The sequence below is a fragment of the Pseudomonas sp. PDM15 genome, assembly GCF_014851565.1.
Taxonomy (GTDB): Bacteria; Pseudomonadota; Gammaproteobacteria; order Pseudomonadales; family Pseudomonadaceae; genus Aquipseudomonas.
On sequence record NZ_JACVAA010000001.1, the window covers coordinates 791,292 to 811,903 of the forward strand.

The window sequence follows — 20,612 nt, forward strand, 5'->3', positions numbered from 1 at the left end:
GGGACCATGCCCGATTTAATGGCTTTTCAATCGTCGGAAGTCTTCGCCTTGTACTCGCACAGATCCTCGATGCGGCAGGCGCCACAGCGCGGCTTGCGCGCCTGGCAGACGTAGCGGCCGTGCAGGATCAGCCAGTGGTGCGCGTCCAGCAGAAACTCCTTGGGCACGAACTTGACCAGCTTCCTCTCCACCTCCAGCACGGTCTTGCCGGGGGCGATGCCGGTGCGGTTGCTGACCCGGAAAATATGCGTGTCCACCGCCATGGCCGGCTGGCGGAAGGCAGTGTTGAGCACCACGTTGGCGGTCTTGCGGCCGACGCCGGGCAGCGCCTCCAGGTCTTCGCGGTTGTCCGGCACCTGGCTGCCATGTTTCTCGACCAGGATGCGGCAGGTCTCGATGACGTTCTTGGCCTTGCTGTTGTACAGGCCGATGGTCTTGATGTACTCGGAGAGGCCTTCCACGCCCAAGGCATGGATGGCCTCCGGGGTGTTGGCCACCGGGTACAGCTTGGCCGTGGCCTTGTTCACTCCGACGTCGGTGGCCTGGGCGGAGAGGATTACCGCGATCAGCAGCTCGAACGGCGTGGTGTAGGCCAGTTCGGTCTTGGGTTCGGGGTTGTCTTCGTGCAGGCGGCGGAAGATCTCAAAGCGCTTGGCGGCGTTCATCGGGCGTCGTCTTGGTTGAAGTGGTGGAGCAGGGCGAGCAACAGGCCGAGCAGGATAAAGGCGCCGGCGGCGTGCGTCAGCAATGGCATGCCGCTCGACCAGTGCCAGCCGCTGGCGGCGGGCCCCAGCAGCCAGTCGGCATGGGCGAACAGGCTGCCATGGCCGAGCAGCTCGCGCAGGCCGCCGAGCAGAGTGGCGAGCAGCGCGAAGATCAGGCCGGGCCTGAGGCCTGCCAACGCGGAGTGTTGGTCATCCAGAGCCAGCGCCAGGCAGGGCAGGATCAACAGCGGCAGGAACAGTTCGAGGGCGCCTGCCAGCTCGGCGCTGAGCAACTGCAGCGCAAGCGCCACAAAGCCGGCCAGGATGCCGCCGATCAGCAGAGCCGCCAGCACCAGGGCGCTGCCGTGCATCCGAGCGCGTAGCGGGGCCAGCAGCAGGCCACAGAGCAGTAGAACCAGCAGGCCGCACAGGCCAATGCCGAGCGCCTTGATCAGCAGATCGGTGCAGCCCAGCAGGGGCGCCAGAGCGAGTACCTGTAGGGAGCGTTTCATGGCTGTGCCTCCAGCAGTCGTTCGCGCTCGGCATCGAAGAATCTCAGCGCGCGCTGCAGGGCGTCGGTCACCGCACGCGAGGTAACGGTAGCGCCAGCGATATGGTCGACCTGGCCGCCATCTGCGCGTAGCGTCCAGTTGGCCTCCAGTGTCTTGTCGGAGAAACCGCCCAGCCAGCGGGCCCGGTCGGGCGCCAACAGATCGGCCAGGCCCGGCGTCTCTTGCTGTTGCAGCACCTTGCTGGCTAGCAGGCGGCCATCTGTGGTGATCGCCACCAGCAGGTGGATCGGCCCCTCGTAGCCGCGGGCGCTGACCGGCAGCAGCACGGCGCTGGGTCGGCCGTTCAGGCTGGCCAGGTAGCCCGGTTCGGCGCTGGCATTGCCCAGCGGGCCACCGGCCGGCAGCGCGATGGGGCTGCGTAGCGGGCGATTGTCGTAGCTGCCGGCGGGCAGCAGGTCGAGCAGGGTCCGTTCGGCGGCGGCCTCGCGCTGTTGCTCGATGCGCGGCGCGGCGAGGTGCTGGAAGACGACGAGCAGGCCGGCGCCGATTAGGGCGATCAGCAGCAGGCGCGGGGCGGCGCGTTTCATCGCGGCACTCCCAGGCGATCCAGTCGGGTGACGCAGAGGTTCATCAGCAGCACGGCGAAGGCCAGGCCGTCCGGGTAGCCGCCCCAGGTGCGGATCACGTAGGTCAGCAGGCCGACGCCGATACCGAAGTACAGGCGCCCGCGCGCACTATCCGGGCCGCTGACCGGCTCGGTGATGATGAAGAAGGCGCCGAGCATGGTGGCGCCGCTGAACAGGTGCAGCAGTGGTGAGCCGTTGGAGTCGGAGCCCGAGCCGTTCCAGCACAGCAGGCTGGCGACGAACAGGGCGCCGAGCATGCCGACCGGCGCCTGCCAGCGGATCACCTTCTGCTGCAGGAGGAACAGGCCGCCGGCGAGGAAGGCCAGATTGACCCATTCCACGCCACGCCCGCCGACACCGCCGAAGGCCGAGTGGCTGGTGAACAGTTCGTCGACGGTCAGACGGTCGTTGTGGCGCAAGCTGTCCAGCACCGTGGCCTGGCTCCAGCCGTCCGGCAGGCCGGAGCCGAAGCCGAAGATCTGCTGCAGCCCGGCGAGCAGGTCGTGGCCGCCGCCAGGCGCTGGCCAATGCACCATCTGCGCCGGGAAGGCGACCAGGGCGAAGGCGTAGCCGAGCATGGCTGGGTTGAACGGGTTGCTGCCGAAACCGCCGAACAGCGACTTGCCGAACAGGCTGGCGAAGGCGGCACTGGCCACTGTCAGCCACCAGGGCGCGTAGCCGGGCAGGGCCAGGGCCAGCAGCAGGGCGCTGACCAGGCCGCTGCCTTCGGCCAGTAGCGGCTGCTCGAACAGGCTGTGCTGCCGCGGCGTGAGCGGCTGGCCGCGCAGGCGACGGGTCAGCAGGTCGCAGGCGCAGCAGGTGACGATGGCCAGCAGCAACTGGATCAGCAGGCCCCAGCCGTTGAACCAGAGCAGGGCCAGGGCGCCGGGCAGGCAGGCGAGCAGCACCCGCTGCATGCTCGGGCGTGGGTCGAAGGCGATCTCAGGGCTGCTGGTAGTCATGCAGCTGTCGCTCGGCATTCGCCAGGCGTTGGCGGGCCTGCTGCAGGGTGTCGGTATCCACCGCGGCGGTATTGGCGGCCAGGCGTCGCTCCAGGCGCAGCAGCTCGGCGCGGGCATAGGAATGCTCGGTCTTCAGCTCGCGCAGCTGCGAGTCTACCGAGTACTTGTCGGTGCGTACCAGGTTGGGCAGCGGCTTGCCGCTGGCTTCTTCGGCGGCATGCAGGGCTTGCGCGGCGGCCTCCAAATTGGCGCGCAGAGCCTGCAGCGTGCTGTCGTCCGCGCCGTGGCGCGTGGCCTTGTCCAGCTCGGCGCGACGCAAGGCGAACTGGATCTTGGCCTGCTTGAGCGCGGTGATGCCGGGTGTGACAGCAGCTGGCGCCGGCTGCGTGGCCGCGTCCAGCGCGCGTTGGGCCTGCTCGGCGGCCTGGCGCAGTTCGTCCACCTGGCGCTGCAGTTCAGGGGTGCCGTGCTGGGCCAACTGCTTCTCGGCCTTGCTCAGCACCACCTTGGCCATGGCCGCCTCGATCTTCAGGCGCTTGTAGCTGTCGTCGTTGCTCGCGGCCGGTTGCGCTGTGGGCGTGGCGGTGCTCACCGCCGGCGCACGGGAGGCGCGCTCGGCCTTGCGCCGGGCTTCGTCACGCGCCAGGCGGGCGAGGTGGGCCTCGTGGCGGCTGCGGAACTGATCGGCACGCTCGCGCTGTTGCTGAGCCTGCGCGCCGGCTAGCGGCAGGATATCGATGCAGTCGACCGGGCAGGGCGCCACGCACAGCTCGCAGCCGGTGCATTCTGCGGTGATCACCGTGTGCATCAGCTTGGCCGCGCCGACGATGGCGTCCACCGGGCAGGCCTGGATGCACTTGGTGCAGCCGATGCACTCGGCTTCGCGAATCAGGGCGATCTGCGGCGGTACGGCGGGCAGCTCCAGCGGCAGCTCCGGCACTTCCAGCAGGCGCGCCAGGGCATGGATGGTGGCGGTGCCGCCCGGCGGGCACTTGTTGATCGCCTCACCATTAGAGATGCCCTCGGCGTAGGGCTTGCAGCCGGGATGGCCGCACTTGCCGCACTGGGTCTGCGGCAGCAGGGCATCGATGGCCTCAATGCGTCGCAGCGCGTTGCTCATGCCGCCCCCATGCCGCTGAAGCCGAGAAAGGCTAGGCTCATCAGGCCCGCGGCGATCAGCAGGATCGGCGTGCCGCGGAAGGCTGCGGGTATATCGCACTGCTCGATGCGCTCGAGCAGGTCGCTCATCAGTTGCAAGACCAGCCAGAAGCCCAGGCCGCCGCCGATGCCCAGGGCCAACGCGGCGGAGAAGTTCTCCAGAGAGCGCGCCAGCAGCATGGCACCGAGGCCATTGCCGAGCAGCAGTGGCCACAAGCCGTCCAGGGGCAGGGTGGTGCGCAGGCGCGCCAGCAGAGCCAGGCTGAGCCAGCTCAGGGCGGCCAGCAGCGGCAGGCTGATGAGCAGGTAGAGATAGGCCAGGTCGACGGTCTGCAGAGCTTGTTGCAGGAACCAGGCGCTAGGTGCGCTGAGCAGGATCAGCAAGGCGCCGGCCGGTCCCAGCGCCTGTAAGCGGGCGCTGCGCAGGGCGTCGGCAGCGAGCGGCAGGCCGAGGATCAGGTTGCTGACCAGCGCGGCGCCGATCAGGGCGAAGAGGAAGTCGCTCATGCGTATCTGCTCCAGGCCCGCGACTGGCGCCGCGTGCCTGTTACAAGGCTAGCCCAGCTTATTTGACGCGCTGCCCCGGCTTGGCGCCGCTGTCCGGGCTGAGCAGGTAGATTTCCTCGCCGCCTGGGCCTGCGGCCAGGACCATGCCTTCGCTGATGCCGAACTTCATCTTGCGCGGAGCCAGGTTGGCCACGTACAGGGTCAGGCGGCCTTCCAGCTTGCTCGGGTCCGGGTAGGCGGACTTGATGCCGGAGAACACGTTGCGCTTCTCGTCGCCGATATCCAGCGACAGGCGCAGCAGCTTGTCGGCACCCTCGACGAACTCGCACTTCTCGATCAGGGCGATGCGCAGGTCCACGGCAGCGAAGGCGTCGAAGTTGATCTCGGCGGCCAGCGGGTCCTTGGTCAGCTCACCATTGCCAGCGGGCTTGGTGGCTTCGGCGGCGAGGTCTTCCTTGGAGGCTTCGGTCATGGCTTCGATCTTCGCGGGTTCGATACGGGTCAGCAGCGGGTTGAACGGGTTCAGCTGGTGGTCGGCCAGCGGGGTGGCCAGGTCGTTCCAGCTCAGCGGGGCGACGTTGAGGAAGGCCTCGGCGTCGGCGGCCAGCTTCGGCAGCACCGGCTTAAGCAGGATCACCAGCTGGCGGAACAGGTTGACGCCCAGGGCGCAGATGTCCTGTACCTCGGCCTGCTTGCCCTCGACCTTGTTCAGTGCCCACGGCGCCTTGTCGGCGATCCAGGCGTTGGCGCGGTCGGCCAGGGCCATGATCTCGCGCATGGCGCGGGAGAAGTCGCGGGCCTCGTAGGCTTCGGCGATGCTCGGCGCGGCGGCCTGGAAGGCAGCCCACAGTTCCGGCTCGGGGTTGGCGTCGACCAGCACGCCGGCGTTGCCCTTGTGGATGAAGCCGGCGCAGCGGCTGGCGATGTTGACCACCTTGCCGACCAGGTCGGAGTTGACCTTCTGCACGAAGTCTTCGAGGTTCAGGTCGAGGTCGTCCACGCCGCGGCTGAGCTTGGATGCGTAGTAGTAGCGCAGGTACTCCGGGTTCAGGTGGTCCAGGTAGGTGCGCGCCTTGATGAAGGTGCCGCGCGACTTGGACATCTTCTGGCCGTTGACGGTCAGGTAGCCGTGCACGTTGACGCCGGTCGGTTTGCGGTAGCCGGCGCCTTCCAGCATGGCCGGCCAGAACAGGGCATGGAAGTTGACGATGTCCTTGCCGATGAAGTGGTACAGCTCGGCGGTCGAGTCCTTGTTCCAGAAGGCGTCGAAGTCCAGCTCCGGGCGCTTGCTGCACAGGTTCTTGAAGCTGGCCATGTAGCCGATCGGTGCGTCCAGCCAGACGTAGAAGTACTTGCCCGGCTCATCGGGGATTTCGAAGCCGAAGTACGGCGCATCGCGGGAGATGTCCCACTCCTGCAGGCCGCCATCCAGCCATTCGGCGATCTTGTTGGCCACGGCGTCCTGCAGGGTGCCGGAGCGCGTCCAGCTCTTCAGCATGGCCTCGAAGTCGGGCAGCTTGAAGAAGAAGTGCTTGGAGCCCTTGAGCACCGGCACGGCGCCGGAGATGGCCGAGCGCGGGTTCTTCAGCTCGGTCGGCTCGTAGGTGGCGCCGCATTTCTCGCAGTTGTCGCCGTACTGGTCCTCGGCCGCGCATTTCGGGCAGGTGCCCTTGATGAAGCGGTCGGCGAGGAACATGCCCTTCTCGGGGTCGAAGTACTGGGTCACCGAGCGGGTGGCGATGTGGCCGTTGTCGCGCAGGGCCAGGTAGATGGCGGCGGACAGCTCGCGGTTCTCTTCCGAATGGGTCGAGTGGTAGTTGTCGAAGTCCACGCCGAAGTCGGCGAAGTCGGCCATGTGCTCGGCACGGACGTTGTCGATCAGCTGTTCCGGCGTGATGCCTTCCTTCTCGGCGCGCAGCATGATGGCCGAGCCGTGGGCGTCGTCGGCGCAGACGTAGATGGCCTGGTTGCCGCGCAGCTTCTGGAAGCGTACCCACATGTCGGTCTGTAGATACTCGAGCATGTGGCCGAGGTGGATCGAGCCGTTGGCGTAGGGCAGGGCGCTGGTGACGAGAATCTTGCGGGCTTCGGACATGGTGATCGGGCCATCGGGTGTTACGAGGGAAGTCGGCCACTATATAGGCGCGGCGTTTTTTTTTCATCCGAGCCGGCTTGGGCGTGGGGTAATATGCCCGCCTGTTTTGCTCTGCCTTTCGGAGTTGCCCCATGAGCGCCGTCACCCGCGAAGCGGTCGAAGCCCGCCTGCGTCAGTTCACCGACCCCCATCTGAACCAGGACCCGGTCAGCGCCGGCTGCCTGCGTGAAGTCGACATCCAGGGCGGCAAGGTCGCCGTGCGCCTGGAGCTGGGCTACCCCGCTGGATTGTTCAAGAGCGGCTGGGCGCAGATGCTGCAGATGGCGCTGGAAGGCCTGGATGGTGTGGAGTCCGCGCAGGTGAAGGTGGATGTGGCCATCGCCGCGCACAAGGCCCAGGAGCAGGTGCCGGCACTGGCCGGGGTGAAGAACATCATCGCCGTGGCGTCCGGCAAGGGCGGCGTGGGCAAGTCCACCACCGCCGCCAACCTGGCGCTGGCCCTGGCCCGCGAAGGCGCCCGCGTCGGCATCCTCGACGCCGATATCTACGGCCCCAGCCAGGGCATCATGTTCGGCATCCCGGAAGGCACTCGTCCGCAGGTGCGCGACCAGAAGTTCTTCGTGCCGCTGCATGCCCATGGCGTACAGGTGATGTCCATGGCCTTCCTCACCGACGACAACACTCCGTTGGTGTGGCGTGGGCCGATGGTTTCCGGCGCATTGCTGCAGTTGGTGACTCAGACCGCCTGGGATGACCTGGACTACCTGGTCATCGACATGCCGCCGGGCACCGGTGACATCCAGCTGACTCTGGCGCAGAAGGTGCCGGTGGCAGGTAGTGTGATTGTTACCACCCCGCAGGACCTGGCCCTGCTGGACGCCAAGAAGGGCGTGGAGATGTTCCGCAAGGTCAACATCCCGGTGCTTGGGGTGGTGGAGAACATGGCCGTACACATCTGCTCCAACTGTGGCCATGCCGAGCACCTGTTCGGCGAGGGCGGTGGCGAGAAACTGGCGGCCCAGTACGGCGTCGACCTGCTGGCCTCGCTGCCGCTATCCATGGCCATCCGCATGCAGGCCGACGGTGGCAAACCGACCGTGGTGGCCGACACCGAGAGCCAGATCGCCATGATCTACCAGGAAATGGCTCGCAGCGTCGGCGCGCGCATCGCCCAGTCGGGGCTGGGGGCGCAGGCGATGCCGACCATCGAGATCAGCGACGACTGACGGTCGGCTGCGCGTCGGCCATGCGTCGTTGGCAAAGCGCCTCAGGCTGCTCATTTACTCTATGTAAACTCCGCGCCCTCGGCCCTTTGCCGCCTAGGGGCCTTTGAACCGGGCCCCTCCTCCCGGTAAGATGCGCGATCATTTTTCAGCCAATAGCTTCAGGACGCCTGCCATGAGCATCAAATCGGACAAGTGGATTCGCCGCATGGCCCAGGAACACGGGATGATCGAGCCCTTCGTCGAGCGCCAGATCCGTGGTGCCGACGACAGCCGGGTGATCTCCTACGGCGTCTCCAGCTATGGCTACGACGTGCGCTGCGCCGCCGAATTCAAGGTGTTCACCAATATCCACTCGGCCGTGGTCGACCCGAAGAACTTCGACGAGAAGAGCTTCGTCGACATCAACAGCGACGTCTGCATCATCCCGCCGAACTCTTTCGCCCTGGCTCGTACCGTCGAGTACTTCCGCATCCCGCGTGACGTGCTGACTATCTGCCTGGGCAAGAGCACCTACGCACGCTGCGGCATCATCGTCAACGTCACGCCGCTGGAGCCGGAATGGGAAGGCCACGTGACCCTGGAGTTCTCCAACACCACCAACTTGCCGGCGAAGATCTACGCCCACGAAGGCGTGGCGCAGATGCTGTTCCTGCAGTCCGACGAGGCCTGCGAAGTGTCCTACGCCGACCGTGGCGGTAAATACCAGGGCCAGACCGGCGTGACCCTGCCGAAGGCCTGATCCGTACTAGTCTGAGAAGCCGGGCGTTGCCCGGCTTTTTTCTGCCCGCGATACAGGAGTAAGTGCGATGAAATGGCTGCGGATGGCGGCGCTGCTGCTGATGGTCGGTACCGGCCAGGCCCTGGCCGAGCTGCAGGTACAGACCGATGGCGAGGTGTTTGCTCGGGCATCGAGCGCGCCGCCGGCGGCCTTTATCGAGCGTCTCGGCCAGCCCACCGCCGAGCTGCCGCTGCGCCAGGGGCGACGCGGCCTGCTCTACGGCAATTCGCTGCTGCTGGTGTTCGAGGGCGAGCGGCTGCGCGAACTGCGCTGCTGGCTGGTACCGCAATTTACCGACAAGACGTTTGTCGGCTGGCTACAGAATGTGGAGCATGAGGGCCTCCCTGAGGGCTTTGTGGTTGATGGCCAGCTGCGCCTGGGTATGCCACGGGCGCAAGCAAGCACCTTCCTTGCCGGGCTCGAGGGCGACGGTGACGAGCTTTCGGATGTGCGCATTAGCCATGGCCGCCAGCTCTGGCTTGGCTACGGTCCGGCCCCGGACTACCACCTGGGCGATGATCCAGAGCAACAGGTGGTGGTGTCGATCAGCGTGCTGTTCGACGATTAAATCCTGTGAATTCTTCCACGCGGGCGGACTCTACCCCTCAGAGTTCGCCGTGGAGGGCATCAACATGTACTCGTCATTGGAACACTTCTTCCCGCCGGGACCGCAGGGCTGGCAGCTGATTGGCGCCATCCCCGGGCAGCCCGATCCGGATCTCCCGGACCAGCCCGGCAAGCCCGATTTGCCGCCGGTGCCCGGCGAGCCGACCATCCCAGACCAGCCGCCCCCGGCACCGGTCGCGCGGAACTAGGGCTGGCCCTCGGTCGAGTCGGTCGGCTGCTGCTGTTCTACCCACAGCCAGAACAGCTTGTAGCCGACGGCCAGCAGCACCGGGCCGATGAAGAGACCGATGATGCCGCCGGAGACCATGCCGCCGAGGGCGCCGATCAGCACCACCGGCATTGGCACGTCGACGCCGCGGCCGAGCAGTAGCGGCTTGAGCACGTTGTCCGCCAGCCCGGCGACGAAGATGTAGACGGCGAAGACGATCGCGCCCAGCGTCGGTCCTTCATTGAAGAACACATAGGCGATCACCGGCAGGGTCACCAGGGTCGCCGGCAGCTGCATGATGCCGAGGATCAGCACGCCCAGGGCCAGCAGCCCGGCGCCAGGAACGCCCTTGACTACGAATCCGGCGCCGACCAGCAGCATCTGCACGAAGGCGATGCCGATCACCCCCTGGGCGACGGCGCGGATGGTGGCGGTGCACAGCTCCACCAGCTTCTCGCCATGGCCGCGAGCGACCACCCGCGCGGCCACGCGGCGGGCGCTGCCGTGGCCGTTGTCGCCATGAGCCATGATGATGCCGGCGACTACCAGCGCGCCGATGAATACCAGCAATCCCGCGCCGGCGCCGGCCAGCTTGCCCAGCAGCTCCAGGGTGGCGCCCTTCAGGTGAGGTGCGGCCTGCTGCAGCACGTTGGTGAGGTTAGACGCGGCCTCAGCCCAGAAGGCGTGTAGCGGCTGGCCAATCAGCGGCCACTGGGCCACCGTGTCGGGCGGAGGCGGCAGGTGTAGGCCGTCCTGCTTCACCAGGCCGATTCCGTGTTCGACCGACTCGGTCAGCGAGGCGCCGAGCAGGTAGGCCGGCACCAGCAGGATGCCGATCGCCAGCAGCACGATCAGGCTCGCCGTGCGGCCGTCGCCCCCCAGGTGCGGCCGCAGTCGCAGGTGCAACGGATAGAGGGTCACGGCGAGGATCAACGCCCAGATCATCAGGCTCAGGAATGGCTGGAAGACCTCGTAGCAGGCCACCACCAGTGCGGTGATCAGGCCGGCACGGATCAGCGTGTCGAGCAGGGTGCGGGGCAACAGTGGGTCCAGGGCGGGGCGTTCGGACATGGCGTTTTCCTGGCGTAGGCTCGGGCGAGCCGCTTCGCTTCTGAGCCTAGCCGTCACCCTGCCGCGGGCGCAATGGCCCGCGGCGGCCCCGGGTCAGGGCACCAGCGGCAATTCGCGCTTGTGGCGGGTGTTGTCGTAGGTGCGCACGATGGTGGCGTAGGCCTCGTCGCTGACCTTCTCGCCATGCAGGAAGGCGTCGATCTCGGCGTAACTCACGCCGTGGGCTTCTTCGTCCGGCTTGCCCGGGCGCAGCTCTTCCAGGTCGGCGGTCGGCGTCTTCTGCACCAGGTGTTGCGGCGCGCCCAGGTACGCGGCGATGGCGCGTACCTGGCCCTTCACCAGACCGGAGAGCGGGGCCAGGTCGCAGGCGCCGTCGCCGAACTTGGTGAAGAAGCCCATTACCGCCTCGGCGGCATGGTCGGTGCCGATCACCAGGCCGTTGTTGGCGTTGGCAATGGCGAACTGGGCGACCATGCGGATGCGCGCCTTGATATTGCCGTTGACGAAGTCGCGGCGCGGCTCGGCGAGCTTCTGCAGGTCTGCGACCTGTTCGCCCAGGCCGAGTACGCTGGGGGCGATGTTGACCGTGTCGTTGATGTCGGCACCGACGAATTTCAGCGAGTCCTGGGCATCGTGCTCGTCATGCTGGGTCTTGTGCGGCAGGCGCACGGCGATGAAGCGGTAACCGCCATCGCCGGTCTCGGCGCGCAGCTCCTCGACCGACAGCTGGGCCAGGCGCCCGGCGGTGGTGGAGTCGACGCCACCACTGATGCCCAGCACCAGTACCTTCAGGCCCGAATTCCTCAGCGTCTTCTTGATGAAGGTCTTGCGCCGCTCGATCTCCGCCACCAGGGCGGCCTCGTCGGCGAAGGGCGGTACCACGTCCAGGGCGGCGGCGATTTCGGCTTGGCGGTTGCTCATGGCTGGGTCCTCATACGCGGAAAACATGTTTCAGGTAGCTGACGAAGTTCTCGTCGCGGCACTGGGTCTTGCCCGGTGTGTCGGAAATCTTGGCGACGGGCTGGCCGTTGCAGGCGGTCATCTTGATCACGATGTTCATCGGCTCGACGCCCGGGATGTCGCAGGTCAGCTTGGTGCCGACGCCGAAGCTTACGTGGATACGACCGTGAAGTGCACGGTAGAGCTGCAGCGACTTTGCAAAGTCGAGGCCATCGGAGAACACCAGGGTCTTGCTCATGGGGTCGATGCCCAGTTTTTCGTAGTGGGCGATGGCCTTCTCCGCCCACTGCAGCGGGTCGCCGGAGTCGTGGCGTAGGCCGTCGAACAGCTTGGCGAAGTACAGATCGAAGTCGCGCAGGAAGGCATCCATGGTGATGCAGTCGGTCAGGGCGATGCCGAGCAGGCCGCGGTACTCGCGCACCCAGCAGTCCAGCGCGGCGCTCTGGCTGTCGATCAGGCGCGGGCCGAGCTGCTGGTGCGCCATCAGCCATTCGTGGGCCATGGTGCCGAGCGGCTTGAGGTCCAGTTCGCGGGCCAGGTGCACGTTGCTGGTGCCGACGAAGCGCCCGGGGAAGTCGCGCTTCATGATCTTCACCATCTGCTCCTGCACCCGGTAGGAGAAGCGCCGGCGGGTACCGAAGTCGGCGACCTGGAAACCGTCCAGCTCATCGGCCGACGCCTCGCTCTTGAGCCAGTCGAACTTCTCGTACAGGCGCTCGCTGGCCTGCTCCAGCAGTACCTCGCGATAGCGATAGCGGTTGCGCACCTCGCTGATGATCGCCAGCAGCGGGATCTCGTAGAGGATCACGTGCAGCCAGGGACCGCGCAGGCGGATGCACAGCTGGCCATCCTCAATGCTGGTCTGCACGTGGCGCGGGTTGAAGCGGAACAGGCCAAGGAAGCGGATGAAGTCCGGCTTCATAAACGGGATGCGTTCGAGGAAGGCCAACTGGTCGGCGGTGACTTCCAGCTCGGCCAGGCGCTCGATCTGGTAGCGGATCTCGGCCAGGTAGGGCGTCAGGTCCTCGGCGTTGCGGCAGCGGAATTCCCACTCCACCTCGGCGTTGGGGTAGTTGTGCAGCACCGCCTGCATCATGGTCAGCTTGTAGAAGTCGGTGTCCAGCAGGTTCTGCACGATGCGCTCGGCGAATACGCTCTCGGTCATCTCACTTGTCTCCATCCATGTTCAACGCTGCATCCAACTCATCCAGGCTGGCGTGCAGGGCGATGCCGGCGGCGCGCATTTCGGCGCAGGCGCTGTTGGCGGTGTCTTCGGCAATGGCCCGGCAGGCCGGCAGGTATACGTCGACCATGAAGCCGGCGCGGCGCAGTTGCAGGGCGGTGGTCTTCACGCAGTAGTCCAGGGCCAGGCCGCCGACCAGCACGCGGTCCACGCCATTGTGCCGGAGAAATTCGATGACGCCCGTGCTGCGTTTCTCGGCCAGGTCGTGGTAGCAGGCGCCATAGGGGTGCAGGTCCGGCTCAACGCCTTTCCACACGAAGTAGTCGTAGTCCAGCGGGGCGGGCAGCTCGTCGAGCAGCTCGAAGCCCGGTGTGCCCGGTACGCAGTGGCTGACCCAGCTCAGGTCGGCATTGGCCAGCGGCAGCGGCTTGAGCATCTCCGCGTGGCTCGGCGCCACCCAGGCGGCTTGCGGGCTGTGCGCGTCCTTGCTGCCCAGGCGCATGTCGGCGCGCGCGGCCAACTGGTTGAGGGCAGGGGCTATGGCATCGCCGCCGGGAACCGGCAGCTCGTCCGGGCACAGGGGGGTGAAGCCCTTTTGCGCGTCGACGTCGAAGCTGGCGATTTTCATCTTGGCATTCCTTGTTGCCGTTGAGGTGGTTACATATTTCACCTGGTGGAATAAGTTGGCAAGCGCTTTTTGCCGGGACGGATGAAATTCTGTGAGTTATTCGTCAAGATGAAATAAGTCGCTGGAATACGAGGGAGAGGAAATGGCTTCCGCCGAAGTGCTGGCTGGGGTGGACATAGTGGCGCTGCGCCTGGGCGAGCAGGGCGCGCTGCAGCTGCTGCTGATTCGCCGTGGCCAGGCGCCGTTCGAGGGGCAATGGGCGCTGCCCGGCGTGCTGGTCAACGGCCGGTGCGCCGACGCCAGCCTGGATGACGCCGCCGAGCGCGCGTTGCAGGACAAGGCGCGCATCGCACCGCAGCACCTGGAGCAGGTGGCCACCGTGGGCAACGCCGTGCGTGATCCGCGCGGCTGGTCGCTGTCGACCTTCTACCTGGCGCTGCTGGCGCCGGACACCGAGCTGCAGGGCGAAGATCTGCGCTTCGTCCCTTTGGCCGAGGTGCTGGGCGAAGCGCTGCCGCTGCCCTTCGACCACACCCAGCTGGTGGCCCAGGCCGCCGAGCGCCTGGCCGGCAAGGCGGTGTACACCTCGTTGCCGCTGTACCTGCTGGCGTCGCGCTTCACCGTGACCGAGGCCCTGGCCGCATTCCAGGCCAGCCTCGGGCCGCCGGTGCAGCACACCACCCTGCGCGGGCGTCTGGAGAAGATGAAGCAGCATGGCTGGATCGTCGATACCGGGGAAAAGAACCAGCCGAAGATGGGCCGCCCGCAGAGCCTGCTGGAGCATCGGCCCCAGGCCGCCGGAGGGTTCATTTTCGACCGCAGCGTGCTGTCTTGATGTGAACTTGGCCGGGCTGTCGACTACGCTGCGAGGAACTCCCGAAGTACAGTCGCCCGCGCCGGCGGGCAGTGGAAGTCATCGCCATGAAGCGCCACCTTTCCACCCTGGCTCTGCTCCTCAGCTGCATCGCCCTGCCGGTCGGCGCCGCCGGGCTCGCCGCCGAGCTGGTGGACGGCCAGGGCCAGCCGCTGGCTAATGCCGTGCTCAGCCTCAAGGGCGTTGGCGCCTCGGCGCACAACGAGCCGGCGATCATGGACCAGCGCGACAAGCAGTTCGTGCCCAGCGTGCTGGCCGTGCGCAGCGGCACCGCGGTGAAGTTCCCCAACAGTGACGACATCCGCCACCACGTCTATTCCTTCTCGCCGGCCAAGCGCTTCGAGCTGCGCCTGTACAAGGGCACACCGAGCGAGCCGGTGCTGTTCGACAAACCGGGTGTGGTGGTGCTCGGCTGCAATATCCACGACTGGATGGTCGGCTATGTCTATGTCACCGACGATCCCTGGTTCGCCGTCAGCGATGCGCAGGGCCGGCTGATCCTCGAGGGGCTGCCGGCGGGCAGCTACCAGGTCACCCTGTGGCACCCGCAGCTGGAAAACATGCTGCCGCTGAACGCCGGTACCCTCGACGTGCCGGCGACCGGCTTGAGCCAGCGCTTCCCGCTGCAGCTGGCCGGCGCGGCGGTGGCACCCGCTGCGCCCAAGCCCAGCGCCTTTGGCGAGGCCTTCAGGAAGGCGGCGAGTGAAGTTCAGCCATAGCTTTCAGGCGCGCATCGCCGGGGTTCTGATCCTCCTCCTGTCGGTGGTGGTCGGCGCGCTGTACTTCTCGGTCAAGGCCGCCACCGGCGTGGCGGTGCAGAGCCAGCTGCGCGAGGACCTGGGTGTCGGCGGCCGGGTGCTGGAACAGCTGATCGAACTGCGCGGCAGCCAGTTGCGTGATGCGGTGCAGGTGCTGGCGGCCGACTTCGGCTTCAAGGACGCGGTGGCCAGCGGCGACGGCGACACCATTCGCTCGGCGCTGGCCAACCATGGCGCGCGCATCAATGCCGACGCCGTGTTGCTGCTAGCGCTGGACGGCACCCTGCAGGTCAGCAGCGACCAGCGCATCGGCGCCGAGGCGGCCGAGCGCCTGGCCGGGCGGGTTGCCGAGCAGGCCGGGCAGGGCGCCCAGGTGTTCCTCCTGCCGGTGGAGGGCGAGGTCTATCTGCTGGTGGCGTCCGCCGTCAGCGCGCCGCTGCCGATCGCCCGGGTGGTGATGGGTTTTCATATCGACGAGCACTTCGCCCAGGAGCTGCGCGAGCTGACCCACCTGGAGCTGACTCTGGTGTCGATCGAACGCGGCGCGGCCACCGGCTGGATCAGCACCCTGCCGCCCAGCGTGCACGGCCGCCTGCGCGAGGAAATCCTGCAGCAGAAACAGGACAGCGGCAGCCGCCTGTTGCATGCCGGCGACCAGCGCTACCTGGGCGAATGGCGCAACCTGGCCAGCGCCGGCGACTACCAGGTGCTGGCGCTGCTGCACAAATCCCTGGACCAGGCCGAGCAGGCGTTCGCCCCGCTGGATCACAATATCCTGCTGATCGCCCTGGCCGCCTTCTGCGGCTCGCTGCTCGGCGCGTTGCTGCTGGCGCGTAGCCTTGCGCAGCCGGTGCAGGAGCTGGCGCGGGTGGCGCGGCGCATCGGCCGGGGCGATTACTTCACCCCGATCGCCCTGCAGCGCCGCGACGAGCTGGGCAGCCTGGCCTTGGCCTTCACCAGCATGCAGGAGGGCATCGCCGAGCGGGAGCGACAGCTGGCGCACAATGCCCTGCATGATGCCTTGACCGGCCTGCCCAACCGCACCCTGGCGCTGGAGCGGCTGGGCAGTGCGATCAGCGCCGCGCGGCCCACTGCGCTGCTGCATATCGGCGTGGGCAACTTCCGCACCATCCTCGACAGCTGCGGCGCCGACGGTGCAGACCTGGCCCTGCAGCAGCTCAGTCGGCGCCTGCAGGCCACCCTGCGCCCCGGCGACAGCCTGGCGCGGCTGGTCAACGACGAGATGCTGCTGATGCTGGAGAACAGCGACAGCGATAACGCCATCGCCGCGGCGGATCGTTTGCACCAGCTGCTGCTCAAGCCGATGCGCGTCGGCACCCTGGACGTGGCCCTGGACTGCAGCATCGGCATCGCCACCTATCCCGCCCATGGCAACAACCCGGACGACCTGCTGCGCCGCGCCGCCATCGCCATGCAGGACGCCGCCCAGCAGTCCGGGCGTCTGGTGCTGTACCAGGAAGGGCGCGACGATGCCCACCAGCGGCAGATCAACTTGGTGCGCGACCTGCGCCACGCCGCCGAGCGTGGCGAGCTGATTCTCTATTACCAGCCCAAGCTGGATATCCGCGCGCGCCGCGTGCAAGAGGCCGAGTGCCTGCTGCGCTGGAACCACCCGCACTACGGCATGGTGTCTCCCGGCGAGTTCATTCCGCTGGCCGAACGCACCGGCAGCATCCAGCTGCTCACCACCTGGGTGATCGGCGAGGCGCTGCGCCAGCTCCACGAATGGAACGGCCATGGCCTGGTCATGCAGGTGTCGCTGAATATCTCCGCCGAGGACCTGGGCGATCTGCAGCTGGCCGAGCGGGTCCGGCAACAGCTGGCGGAGCAGGGCGTGGCAGCCGAGCAACTGGTGTTCGAGATCACCGAGAGCGCGATGATGCGCGACCAGCAACGTGCCCTGGATGTGCTGCTGAGCCTGCGCGCCTGCGGTATCCAGCTGTCGGTGGACGACTTCGGTACCGGCTACTCATCCCTGGCCCAGCTCAAGCGCATGCCGGTGCAGGAACTGAAGATCGACCAGTCGTTCATCCGTGAGCTGGACGAACACAGCGAGGATGCGGTGATCGTTCGCTCCACCATCGAGATGAGCCACAGCCTGGGCCTCAAGGTGGTGGCCGAGGGTGTGGAGCTCGCCCCCATGCTAGAGCTGCTGGCGCGCTGGGGCTGCGATACCGCACAGGGCTATCTGATCGGCAAGCCGATGCCAGCCAGCGCCTTCGAGCAGTGGCTGCGGCAATGGCAGGGCTCCCAACTGGCAAAGGTATTCTGAGCATGCGCACAGGCCTGATCGTCTTCCTCTGCGGTCTGTTGCCGGCCCTGGCCGGCGCCGAGCAGGGGCGCCTGCTGGCCACCGGCGGCGCGACCAGCATCGACGGCGCGGCCGGTGGCGGCATCGTGCCCTGGGCGGTGCTGGCCGGTTACGGCGAAGATGGCGAGTGGGGCGCCACCAGCTTCCTGACTCGGGTGGAGACCGGCGATTACCGCCTGGATGTTGGCGGCCTGGCCCTGTCCTACGGCAATCGAGTCGAACTGTCCTATGCCCGCCAGCGTTTCGACCTGGGCACCCTGGCCCGCGACCTCAGCCTGCCGGACAACAGCCTCAGCCAGGACATCCTCGGCCTCAAGGTGCGCCTGTTCGGCGACCTGATCTACGACCGCCTGCCGCAGGTGTCCCTGGGTATCGAGCACAAACGGCAGAAGGACTTCCTGGTACCCAGCCTGGTCGGCGCCGAGCGCGACGAGGACGCCGAGGCTTATGTGGCCGCCAGCCGCCTGCTGCTCGGTGCGGCGTTTGGCTACAACCTGCTGCTAAACGGCAACCTGCGTTACAGCCGGGCCAACGAGCAGGGCCTGCTGGGCTTCGGTGGCGACCGCCGCGACGAGCATTCGCTGCTCAAGGAAGGTTCCATCGCCGTGCTGCTCAACCCGCGCTGGGCGGTGGGGGTGGAGTACCGCGAGAAGCCGGACAATCTGAGCTTCGCCGGCGAGAGCGACTGGTCCGACCTGTTCGTCGGCTATTTCCCCAACAAGCACCTGGCCGTGGTGCTGGCCTACGCCCGGCTCGGCGAGATCGCCGGCCTCGATCATCAGGACGGGGTCTACCTGTCCCTGCAGGGGAGCTTCTGATCATGCGCGGATTGTCGATCATCCTGGCTCTGCTGCTCGGCGCCTGCGCCGCCAGCCCACCGCCGCCCGAGGACGACAGCCTGTATCGCGGCCTGGGCGAGCACCAGGGCATCACCCGCATCGTCGAGGGCATGCTGCTCAACGCGGCGCGCAACCCACGCATCACCCATCACTTCGCCGATATCGACATCGAGCGCCTGCGCGACAAGCTGATCGAGCAGATCTGCGTCGAGGCCGGCGGTCCCTGCGTGTATACCGGCGACAGCATGGAGGAGAGCCACAAGGGGCTGAACATCGACCGCAGCGACTTCAACGCGCTGGTCGAGGACCTGATCGACGCGATGGATGCCGAGGGCGTCGCTGTGCCGGTGCAGAACCGCCTGCTGGCGCGCCTGGCGCCGATGCGCGGGAAGATCATCGAGCGCTGATCGCTTCCCAGCCTCCGTGTGTGGCGCGAGATAGACCATTCGCCTGAGCCAGGTCGGCGAATCTGAGCTATCACTGAAGGCGGAGCACCATCACGGAGCCGGCGGATGGCCGGGGAGGCAGGAACATGAGGTTCTCGATCGGGGCGAAGCTGTGGGTCAGCTTCTGCGCGATTCTGCTGGTCATCGTCGTCATCGGCGGTATTTCCTACCGCAACACCCTCAACATGCTGGAGACCTCGCGCTGGGTCGCCCACACCCACCAGGTGGTGGCGCAACTGAGCGCCGTGCTGTCCACGGTGCAGAGCGCCGAGACCGGCCAGCGCGGCTTCATTATCACCGGCGACGAGCGCTATCTGGACCCCTACAACGCGGCGCTGCAAAGACTCAATGACGACCTGCGCGACCTGCGCCAGCTGACCGTCGACAACCCCGAACAGCAGCGCCGCCTGGGCCGGCTCGAGCCGCTGATCGCGCTGAAACTGGCCGAACTCAAGGAAAGCATCGAGCTGCGCCGCGCCCAGGGCTTCGAACCGGCCCTGCAGTTGGTGCTGACCGACAAGGGCAAGCAGGCGATGGTCGAGATCCGCACTCTGGTCGGCGAGATGATTGCCGAGGAAGAGCAGCTGCAGGCCGCCCGCGACGCGGCGGCCAGTGCCAGCGCGGACCTTACTCAATGGGTCACCATGCTGGGCATGGCGCTGTCCGCAATGATGGTGGTGGCCGCTGCGCTGTTCCTCGCCCAGCACATCGCCCGCCCGCTGCGCGCGATCAGCGCGGTGGCCGACCGGGTCAGCGCCGGCAACCTGGCGGTGGAGTTGGTGGCCGATGCGCGTTCCGACGAGATCGGCGCGCTGCAGGCGGCCATCCTGCGCATGCTGCAGTCGCTGCGGCAGACCGTCGAATCGGCGCGGCAGATCGCTGCCGGCAACCTGGCCGTGGAGGTACAGCCGCAGTCGCGCGACGACCAGTTCGGCCATGCCTTCGCCGACATGCTCCAGGCCCTGCGCCATGTGGCCGAATCGGCGCGGCAGATCGCCGCCGGCAACCTGGCCGTGGAGGTGCAACCACAATCCGCCAGCGACCAGTTCGGCCAGGCCTTTGCGCGCATGCTCCAGGCCCTGCGGCAGATGGCCGAGTCGGCACGGCAGATTGCCGCCGGCAACCTGACCATCGAGGTGCAGCCGCAGTCCCCCGGAGACCTGCTGGGCAACGCCTTCGCCCAGATGCTGGCGGACCTGCGCCAGATCAACGGCGATATCCGCGGGGGCATCGGCGTGCTCACCGATTCAGCCAGCGAGATCGCTGCCGGCGCCTACCAGATCGCCAGCGGCACGGCGGAAACCGCCACCGCCATCAGCGAGACCAGCGCCACCATGGAGGAGATCAAGCAGACCGCGCTGCTCTCCAGCCAGCGTGCGCTGTCGGTGTCGCAGGCGGCGCAGCGCTCGATGCAGGTGTCGCAGGACGGCCGTCGGGCGGTGGACGAGGTGGTGGAGGGCATGCGCCGCATCCACCAGCAGATGGACCAGGTCGGCGAGAACATCACCCACCTGGCCGAGCAGGTGCAAACCATTGGCGAGATCATCGCCACGGTCAACGACCTGGCCGAGCAGTCCAACCTGCTGGCGGTCAACGCCTCCATCGAGGCGGCCAAGGCCGGCGAGCAGGGCAAGGGTTTCTCGGTGGTGGCCCAGGAGGTGAAGAGCCTGGCCGAGCAGTCCAAACAGGCCACCGTGCAGGTGCGCGGCATTCTCGGCGAGATCCAGCGCGCCACCAGCAGCACGGTGCTGGCGGCCGAACAGGGCAGCCGGGCGGTGAGCGAGGGGGTCAAGCAGTCCGGCCAGGCCGGCGAGGCGATCCGCCTGCTGTCGCAGAACATCGACGAGGGTGCCCAGGCGGTGGCCGAGATCGCCGTGTCGGCCCAGCAGCAGCTGGCCGGCATGGATCAGCTGGTGTTGGCCATGGAGAGCATCCGCGAGGCCAGCAGCCAGAACATGTCCAGCTCCAAGCAGGCCGAGGCGGCCGCCCAGGGCCTGCATCAGCTGGGGCAGAAGATGAAGGGCATGCTCGCGCGCTTCCAGATCTGATCCCGCCAGCTCCGGAGTTTTTCGCAAAAACTCCGGAGTTTTCCGCAAGAACCCGTCATGCCGCTGTCAC

Annotated in this window: 21 protein-coding genes; 10 read left to right on the forward strand and 11 right to left on the reverse strand. The window is 67.1% G+C overall.

The features are described from left to right. Positions 1-26: 26 nt before the first annotated feature. Genes nth through metG form a run of 7 tightly spaced genes read right to left on the reverse strand, consistent with a single transcriptional unit; the run spans position 27 to position 6,564 of the window. Positions 27-665: an endonuclease III gene (gene nth, locus IB232_RS03855; protein ID WP_192397218.1), complete on the reverse strand. Its 639-nt coding sequence runs from the start codon at positions 663-665 to the stop codon at positions 27-29. Beyond that, positions 662-1,216: an Rnf-Nqr domain containing protein gene (locus IB232_RS03860; protein WP_192397219.1), complete on the reverse strand. Its 555-nt coding sequence runs from the start codon at positions 1,214-1,216 to the stop codon at positions 662-664. Before IB232_RS03860 ends, nth begins: the two co-directional genes overlap by 4 nt. Further along, a complete protein-coding gene (locus IB232_RS03865; protein WP_192397220.1) occupies positions 1,213-1,803 on the reverse strand; it encodes an RnfABCDGE type electron transport complex subunit G in 591 nt (196 codons plus the stop codon). Before IB232_RS03865 ends, IB232_RS03860 begins: the two co-directional genes overlap by 4 nt. Continuing rightward, the gene (locus IB232_RS03870; RefSeq protein ID WP_192397221.1) at positions 1,800-2,804 is read right to left on the reverse strand and encodes an RnfABCDGE type electron transport complex subunit D; all 1,005 of its coding nucleotides are present in this window, start codon (positions 2,802-2,804) and stop codon (positions 1,800-1,802) included. Before IB232_RS03870 ends, IB232_RS03865 begins: the two co-directional genes overlap by 4 nt. Continuing rightward, positions 2,785-3,924: an electron transport complex subunit RsxB gene (gene rsxB, locus IB232_RS03875; protein WP_412547704.1), complete on the reverse strand. Its 1,140-nt coding sequence runs from the start codon at positions 3,922-3,924 to the stop codon at positions 2,785-2,787. Before rsxB ends, IB232_RS03870 begins: the two co-directional genes overlap by 20 nt. Then, positions 3,921-4,469 (reverse strand): Rnf-Nqr domain containing protein, encoded by a 549-nt coding sequence (locus IB232_RS03880; RefSeq protein WP_192397222.1) that lies wholly within the window; start codon positions 4,467-4,469, stop codon positions 3,921-3,923. Before IB232_RS03880 ends, rsxB begins: the two co-directional genes overlap by 4 nt. Positions 4,470-4,527: 58 nt before the next feature. Further along, the gene (gene metG, locus IB232_RS03885; protein ID WP_192397223.1) at positions 4,528-6,564 is read right to left on the reverse strand and encodes a methionine--tRNA ligase; all 2,037 of its coding nucleotides are present in this window, start codon (positions 6,562-6,564) and stop codon (positions 4,528-4,530) included. A 131-nt stretch (positions 6,565-6,695) separates the two neighbouring features. Between metG and apbC the strand changes: the two genes are divergently transcribed. The 4 genes from apbC (at position 6,696) to IB232_RS23455 (ending at position 9,383) form a co-directional block, all read left to right on the forward strand. Continuing rightward, on the forward strand, positions 6,696-7,790 hold the full coding sequence (gene apbC, locus IB232_RS03890; protein ID WP_192397224.1) for an iron-sulfur cluster carrier protein ApbC: 1,095 nt from the start codon (positions 6,696-6,698) through the stop codon (positions 7,788-7,790). Between the two features lie 172 nt (positions 7,791-7,962). Next, a complete protein-coding gene (dcd, locus tag IB232_RS03895) occupies positions 7,963-8,529 on the forward strand; it encodes a dCTP deaminase (protein ID WP_021699627.1) in 567 nt (188 codons plus the stop codon). A 67-nt stretch (positions 8,530-8,596) separates the two neighbouring features. Beyond that, on the forward strand, positions 8,597-9,136 hold the full coding sequence (locus IB232_RS03900) for a hypothetical protein (protein ID WP_225592089.1): 540 nt from the start codon (positions 8,597-8,599) through the stop codon (positions 9,134-9,136). 64 nt (positions 9,137-9,200) lie between these two features. After that, positions 9,201-9,383 carry a hypothetical protein gene (locus IB232_RS23455; protein WP_225592144.1) on the forward strand — a complete coding sequence of 61 codons (183 nt, stop codon included), beginning with the start codon at positions 9,201-9,203 and terminating at the stop codon, positions 9,381-9,383. Here IB232_RS23455 and IB232_RS03905 read toward each other — a convergent pair. The 4 genes from IB232_RS03905 to IB232_RS03920 all read right to left on the reverse strand — a co-directional run bounded on the left by IB232_RS03905 (position 9,380) and on the right by IB232_RS03920 (position 13,245). After that, a complete protein-coding gene (locus IB232_RS03905; protein ID WP_192397225.1) occupies positions 9,380-10,474 on the reverse strand; it encodes an AI-2E family transporter in 1,095 nt (364 codons plus the stop codon). The genes IB232_RS23455 and IB232_RS03905 overlap by 4 nt on opposite strands. Positions 10,475-10,567: 93 nt before the next feature. Further along, the gene (gene nadE / locus IB232_RS03910) at positions 10,568-11,395 is read right to left on the reverse strand and encodes an ammonia-dependent NAD(+) synthetase (protein WP_192397226.1); all 828 of its coding nucleotides are present in this window, start codon (positions 11,393-11,395) and stop codon (positions 10,568-10,570) included. Positions 11,396-11,405: 10 nt separating this feature from the next. Next, positions 11,406-12,599 (reverse strand): nicotinate phosphoribosyltransferase, encoded by a 1,194-nt coding sequence (pncB, locus tag IB232_RS03915; protein WP_192397227.1) that lies wholly within the window; start codon positions 12,597-12,599, stop codon positions 11,406-11,408. Between the two features lies 1 nt (position 12,600). Then, the gene (locus tag IB232_RS03920; RefSeq protein ID WP_192397228.1) at positions 12,601-13,245 is read right to left on the reverse strand and encodes a nicotinamidase; all 645 of its coding nucleotides are present in this window, start codon (positions 13,243-13,245) and stop codon (positions 12,601-12,603) included. Between the two features lie 142 nt (positions 13,246-13,387). Between IB232_RS03920 and IB232_RS03925 the strand changes: the two genes are divergently transcribed. The 6 genes from IB232_RS03925 (at position 13,388) to IB232_RS03950 (ending at position 20,542) form a co-directional block, all read left to right on the forward strand. Then, positions 13,388-14,080 (forward strand): NUDIX domain-containing protein, encoded by a 693-nt coding sequence (locus tag IB232_RS03925; RefSeq protein ID WP_192397229.1) that lies wholly within the window; start codon positions 13,388-13,390, stop codon positions 14,078-14,080. 86 nt (positions 14,081-14,166) lie between these two features. After that, positions 14,167-14,838 carry a methylamine utilization protein gene (locus IB232_RS03930; protein WP_225592090.1) on the forward strand — a complete coding sequence of 224 codons (672 nt, stop codon included), beginning with the start codon at positions 14,167-14,169 and terminating at the stop codon, positions 14,836-14,838. Further along, positions 14,822-17,170: a putative bifunctional diguanylate cyclase/phosphodiesterase gene (locus IB232_RS03935; RefSeq protein WP_192397230.1), complete on the forward strand. Its 2,349-nt coding sequence runs from the start codon at positions 14,822-14,824 to the stop codon at positions 17,168-17,170. The genes IB232_RS03930 and IB232_RS03935 overlap by 17 nt, the downstream gene beginning before the upstream one ends. A gap of 2 nt (positions 17,171-17,172) precedes the next feature. Further along, a complete protein-coding gene (locus tag IB232_RS03940; RefSeq protein ID WP_192397231.1) occupies positions 17,173-18,027 on the forward strand; it encodes a DUF3034 family protein in 855 nt (284 codons plus the stop codon). Positions 18,028-18,029: 2 nt separating this feature from the next. After that, a complete protein-coding gene (locus tag IB232_RS03945) occupies positions 18,030-18,455 on the forward strand; it encodes a group I truncated hemoglobin (RefSeq protein ID WP_192397232.1) in 426 nt (141 codons plus the stop codon). A gap of 125 nt (positions 18,456-18,580) precedes the next feature. Further along, complete coding sequence (locus IB232_RS03950) at positions 18,581-20,542, forward strand: CHASE3 domain-containing protein (RefSeq protein ID WP_192397233.1); 1,962 nt, start codon at positions 18,581-18,583, stop codon at positions 20,540-20,542. Positions 20,543-20,612: the final 70 nt, after the last annotated feature.

Excerpts from the sequence above, each read along its gene's own strand:
- nth (WP_192397218.1), bottom strand. The coding sequence starts at position 665 with ATGAACGCCGCCAAGCGCTTTGAGATCTTCCGCCGCCTGCACGAAGAC.
- IB232_RS23455 (WP_225592144.1), top strand. The coding sequence starts at position 9,201 with ATGTACTCGTCATTGGAACACTTCTTCCCGCCGGGACCGCAGGGCTGG.
- IB232_RS03870 (WP_192397221.1), bottom strand. The coding sequence starts at position 2,804 with ATGACTACCAGCAGCCCTGAGATCGCCTTCGACCCACGCCCGAGCATG.
- IB232_RS03945 (WP_192397232.1), top strand. The coding sequence starts at position 18,030 with ATGCGCGGATTGTCGATCATCCTGGCTCTGCTGCTCGGCGCCTGCGCC.
- IB232_RS03905 (WP_192397225.1), bottom strand. The coding sequence starts at position 10,474 with ATGTCCGAACGCCCCGCCCTGGACCCACTGTTGCCCCGCACCCTGCTC.
- IB232_RS03880 (WP_192397222.1), bottom strand. The coding sequence starts at position 4,469 with ATGAGCGACTTCCTCTTCGCCCTGATCGGCGCCGCGCTGGTCAGCAAC.
- rsxB (WP_412547704.1), bottom strand. The coding sequence starts at position 3,924 with ATGAGCAACGCGCTGCGACGCATTGAGGCCATCGATGCCCTGCTGCCG.
- apbC (WP_192397224.1), top strand. The coding sequence starts at position 6,696 with ATGAGCGCCGTCACCCGCGAAGCGGTCGAAGCCCGCCTGCGTCAGTTC.
- IB232_RS03860 (WP_192397219.1), bottom strand. The coding sequence starts at position 1,216 with ATGAAACGCTCCCTACAGGTACTCGCTCTGGCGCCCCTGCTGGGCTGC.
- nadE (WP_192397226.1), bottom strand. The coding sequence starts at position 11,395 with ATGAGCAACCGCCAAGCCGAAATCGCCGCCGCCCTGGACGTGGTACCG.
- pncB (WP_192397227.1), bottom strand. The coding sequence starts at position 12,599 with ATGACCGAGAGCGTATTCGCCGAGCGCATCGTGCAGAACCTGCTGGAC.
- IB232_RS03900 (WP_225592089.1), top strand. The coding sequence starts at position 8,597 with ATGAAATGGCTGCGGATGGCGGCGCTGCTGCTGATGGTCGGTACCGGC.
- IB232_RS03940 (WP_192397231.1), top strand. The coding sequence starts at position 17,173 with ATGCGCACAGGCCTGATCGTCTTCCTCTGCGGTCTGTTGCCGGCCCTG.
- IB232_RS03950 (WP_192397233.1), top strand. The coding sequence starts at position 18,581 with ATGAGGTTCTCGATCGGGGCGAAGCTGTGGGTCAGCTTCTGCGCGATT.
- IB232_RS03865 (WP_192397220.1), bottom strand. The coding sequence starts at position 1,803 with ATGAAACGCGCCGCCCCGCGCCTGCTGCTGATCGCCCTAATCGGCGCC.
- IB232_RS03930 (WP_225592090.1), top strand. The coding sequence starts at position 14,167 with ATGAAGCGCCACCTTTCCACCCTGGCTCTGCTCCTCAGCTGCATCGCC.
- IB232_RS03925 (WP_192397229.1), top strand. The coding sequence starts at position 13,388 with ATGGCTTCCGCCGAAGTGCTGGCTGGGGTGGACATAGTGGCGCTGCGC.
- dcd (WP_021699627.1), top strand. The coding sequence starts at position 7,963 with ATGAGCATCAAATCGGACAAGTGGATTCGCCGCATGGCCCAGGAACAC.
- IB232_RS03920 (WP_192397228.1), bottom strand. The coding sequence starts at position 13,245 with ATGAAAATCGCCAGCTTCGACGTCGACGCGCAAAAGGGCTTCACCCCC.
- metG (WP_192397223.1), bottom strand. The coding sequence starts at position 6,564 with ATGTCCGAAGCCCGCAAGATTCTCGTCACCAGCGCCCTGCCCTACGCC.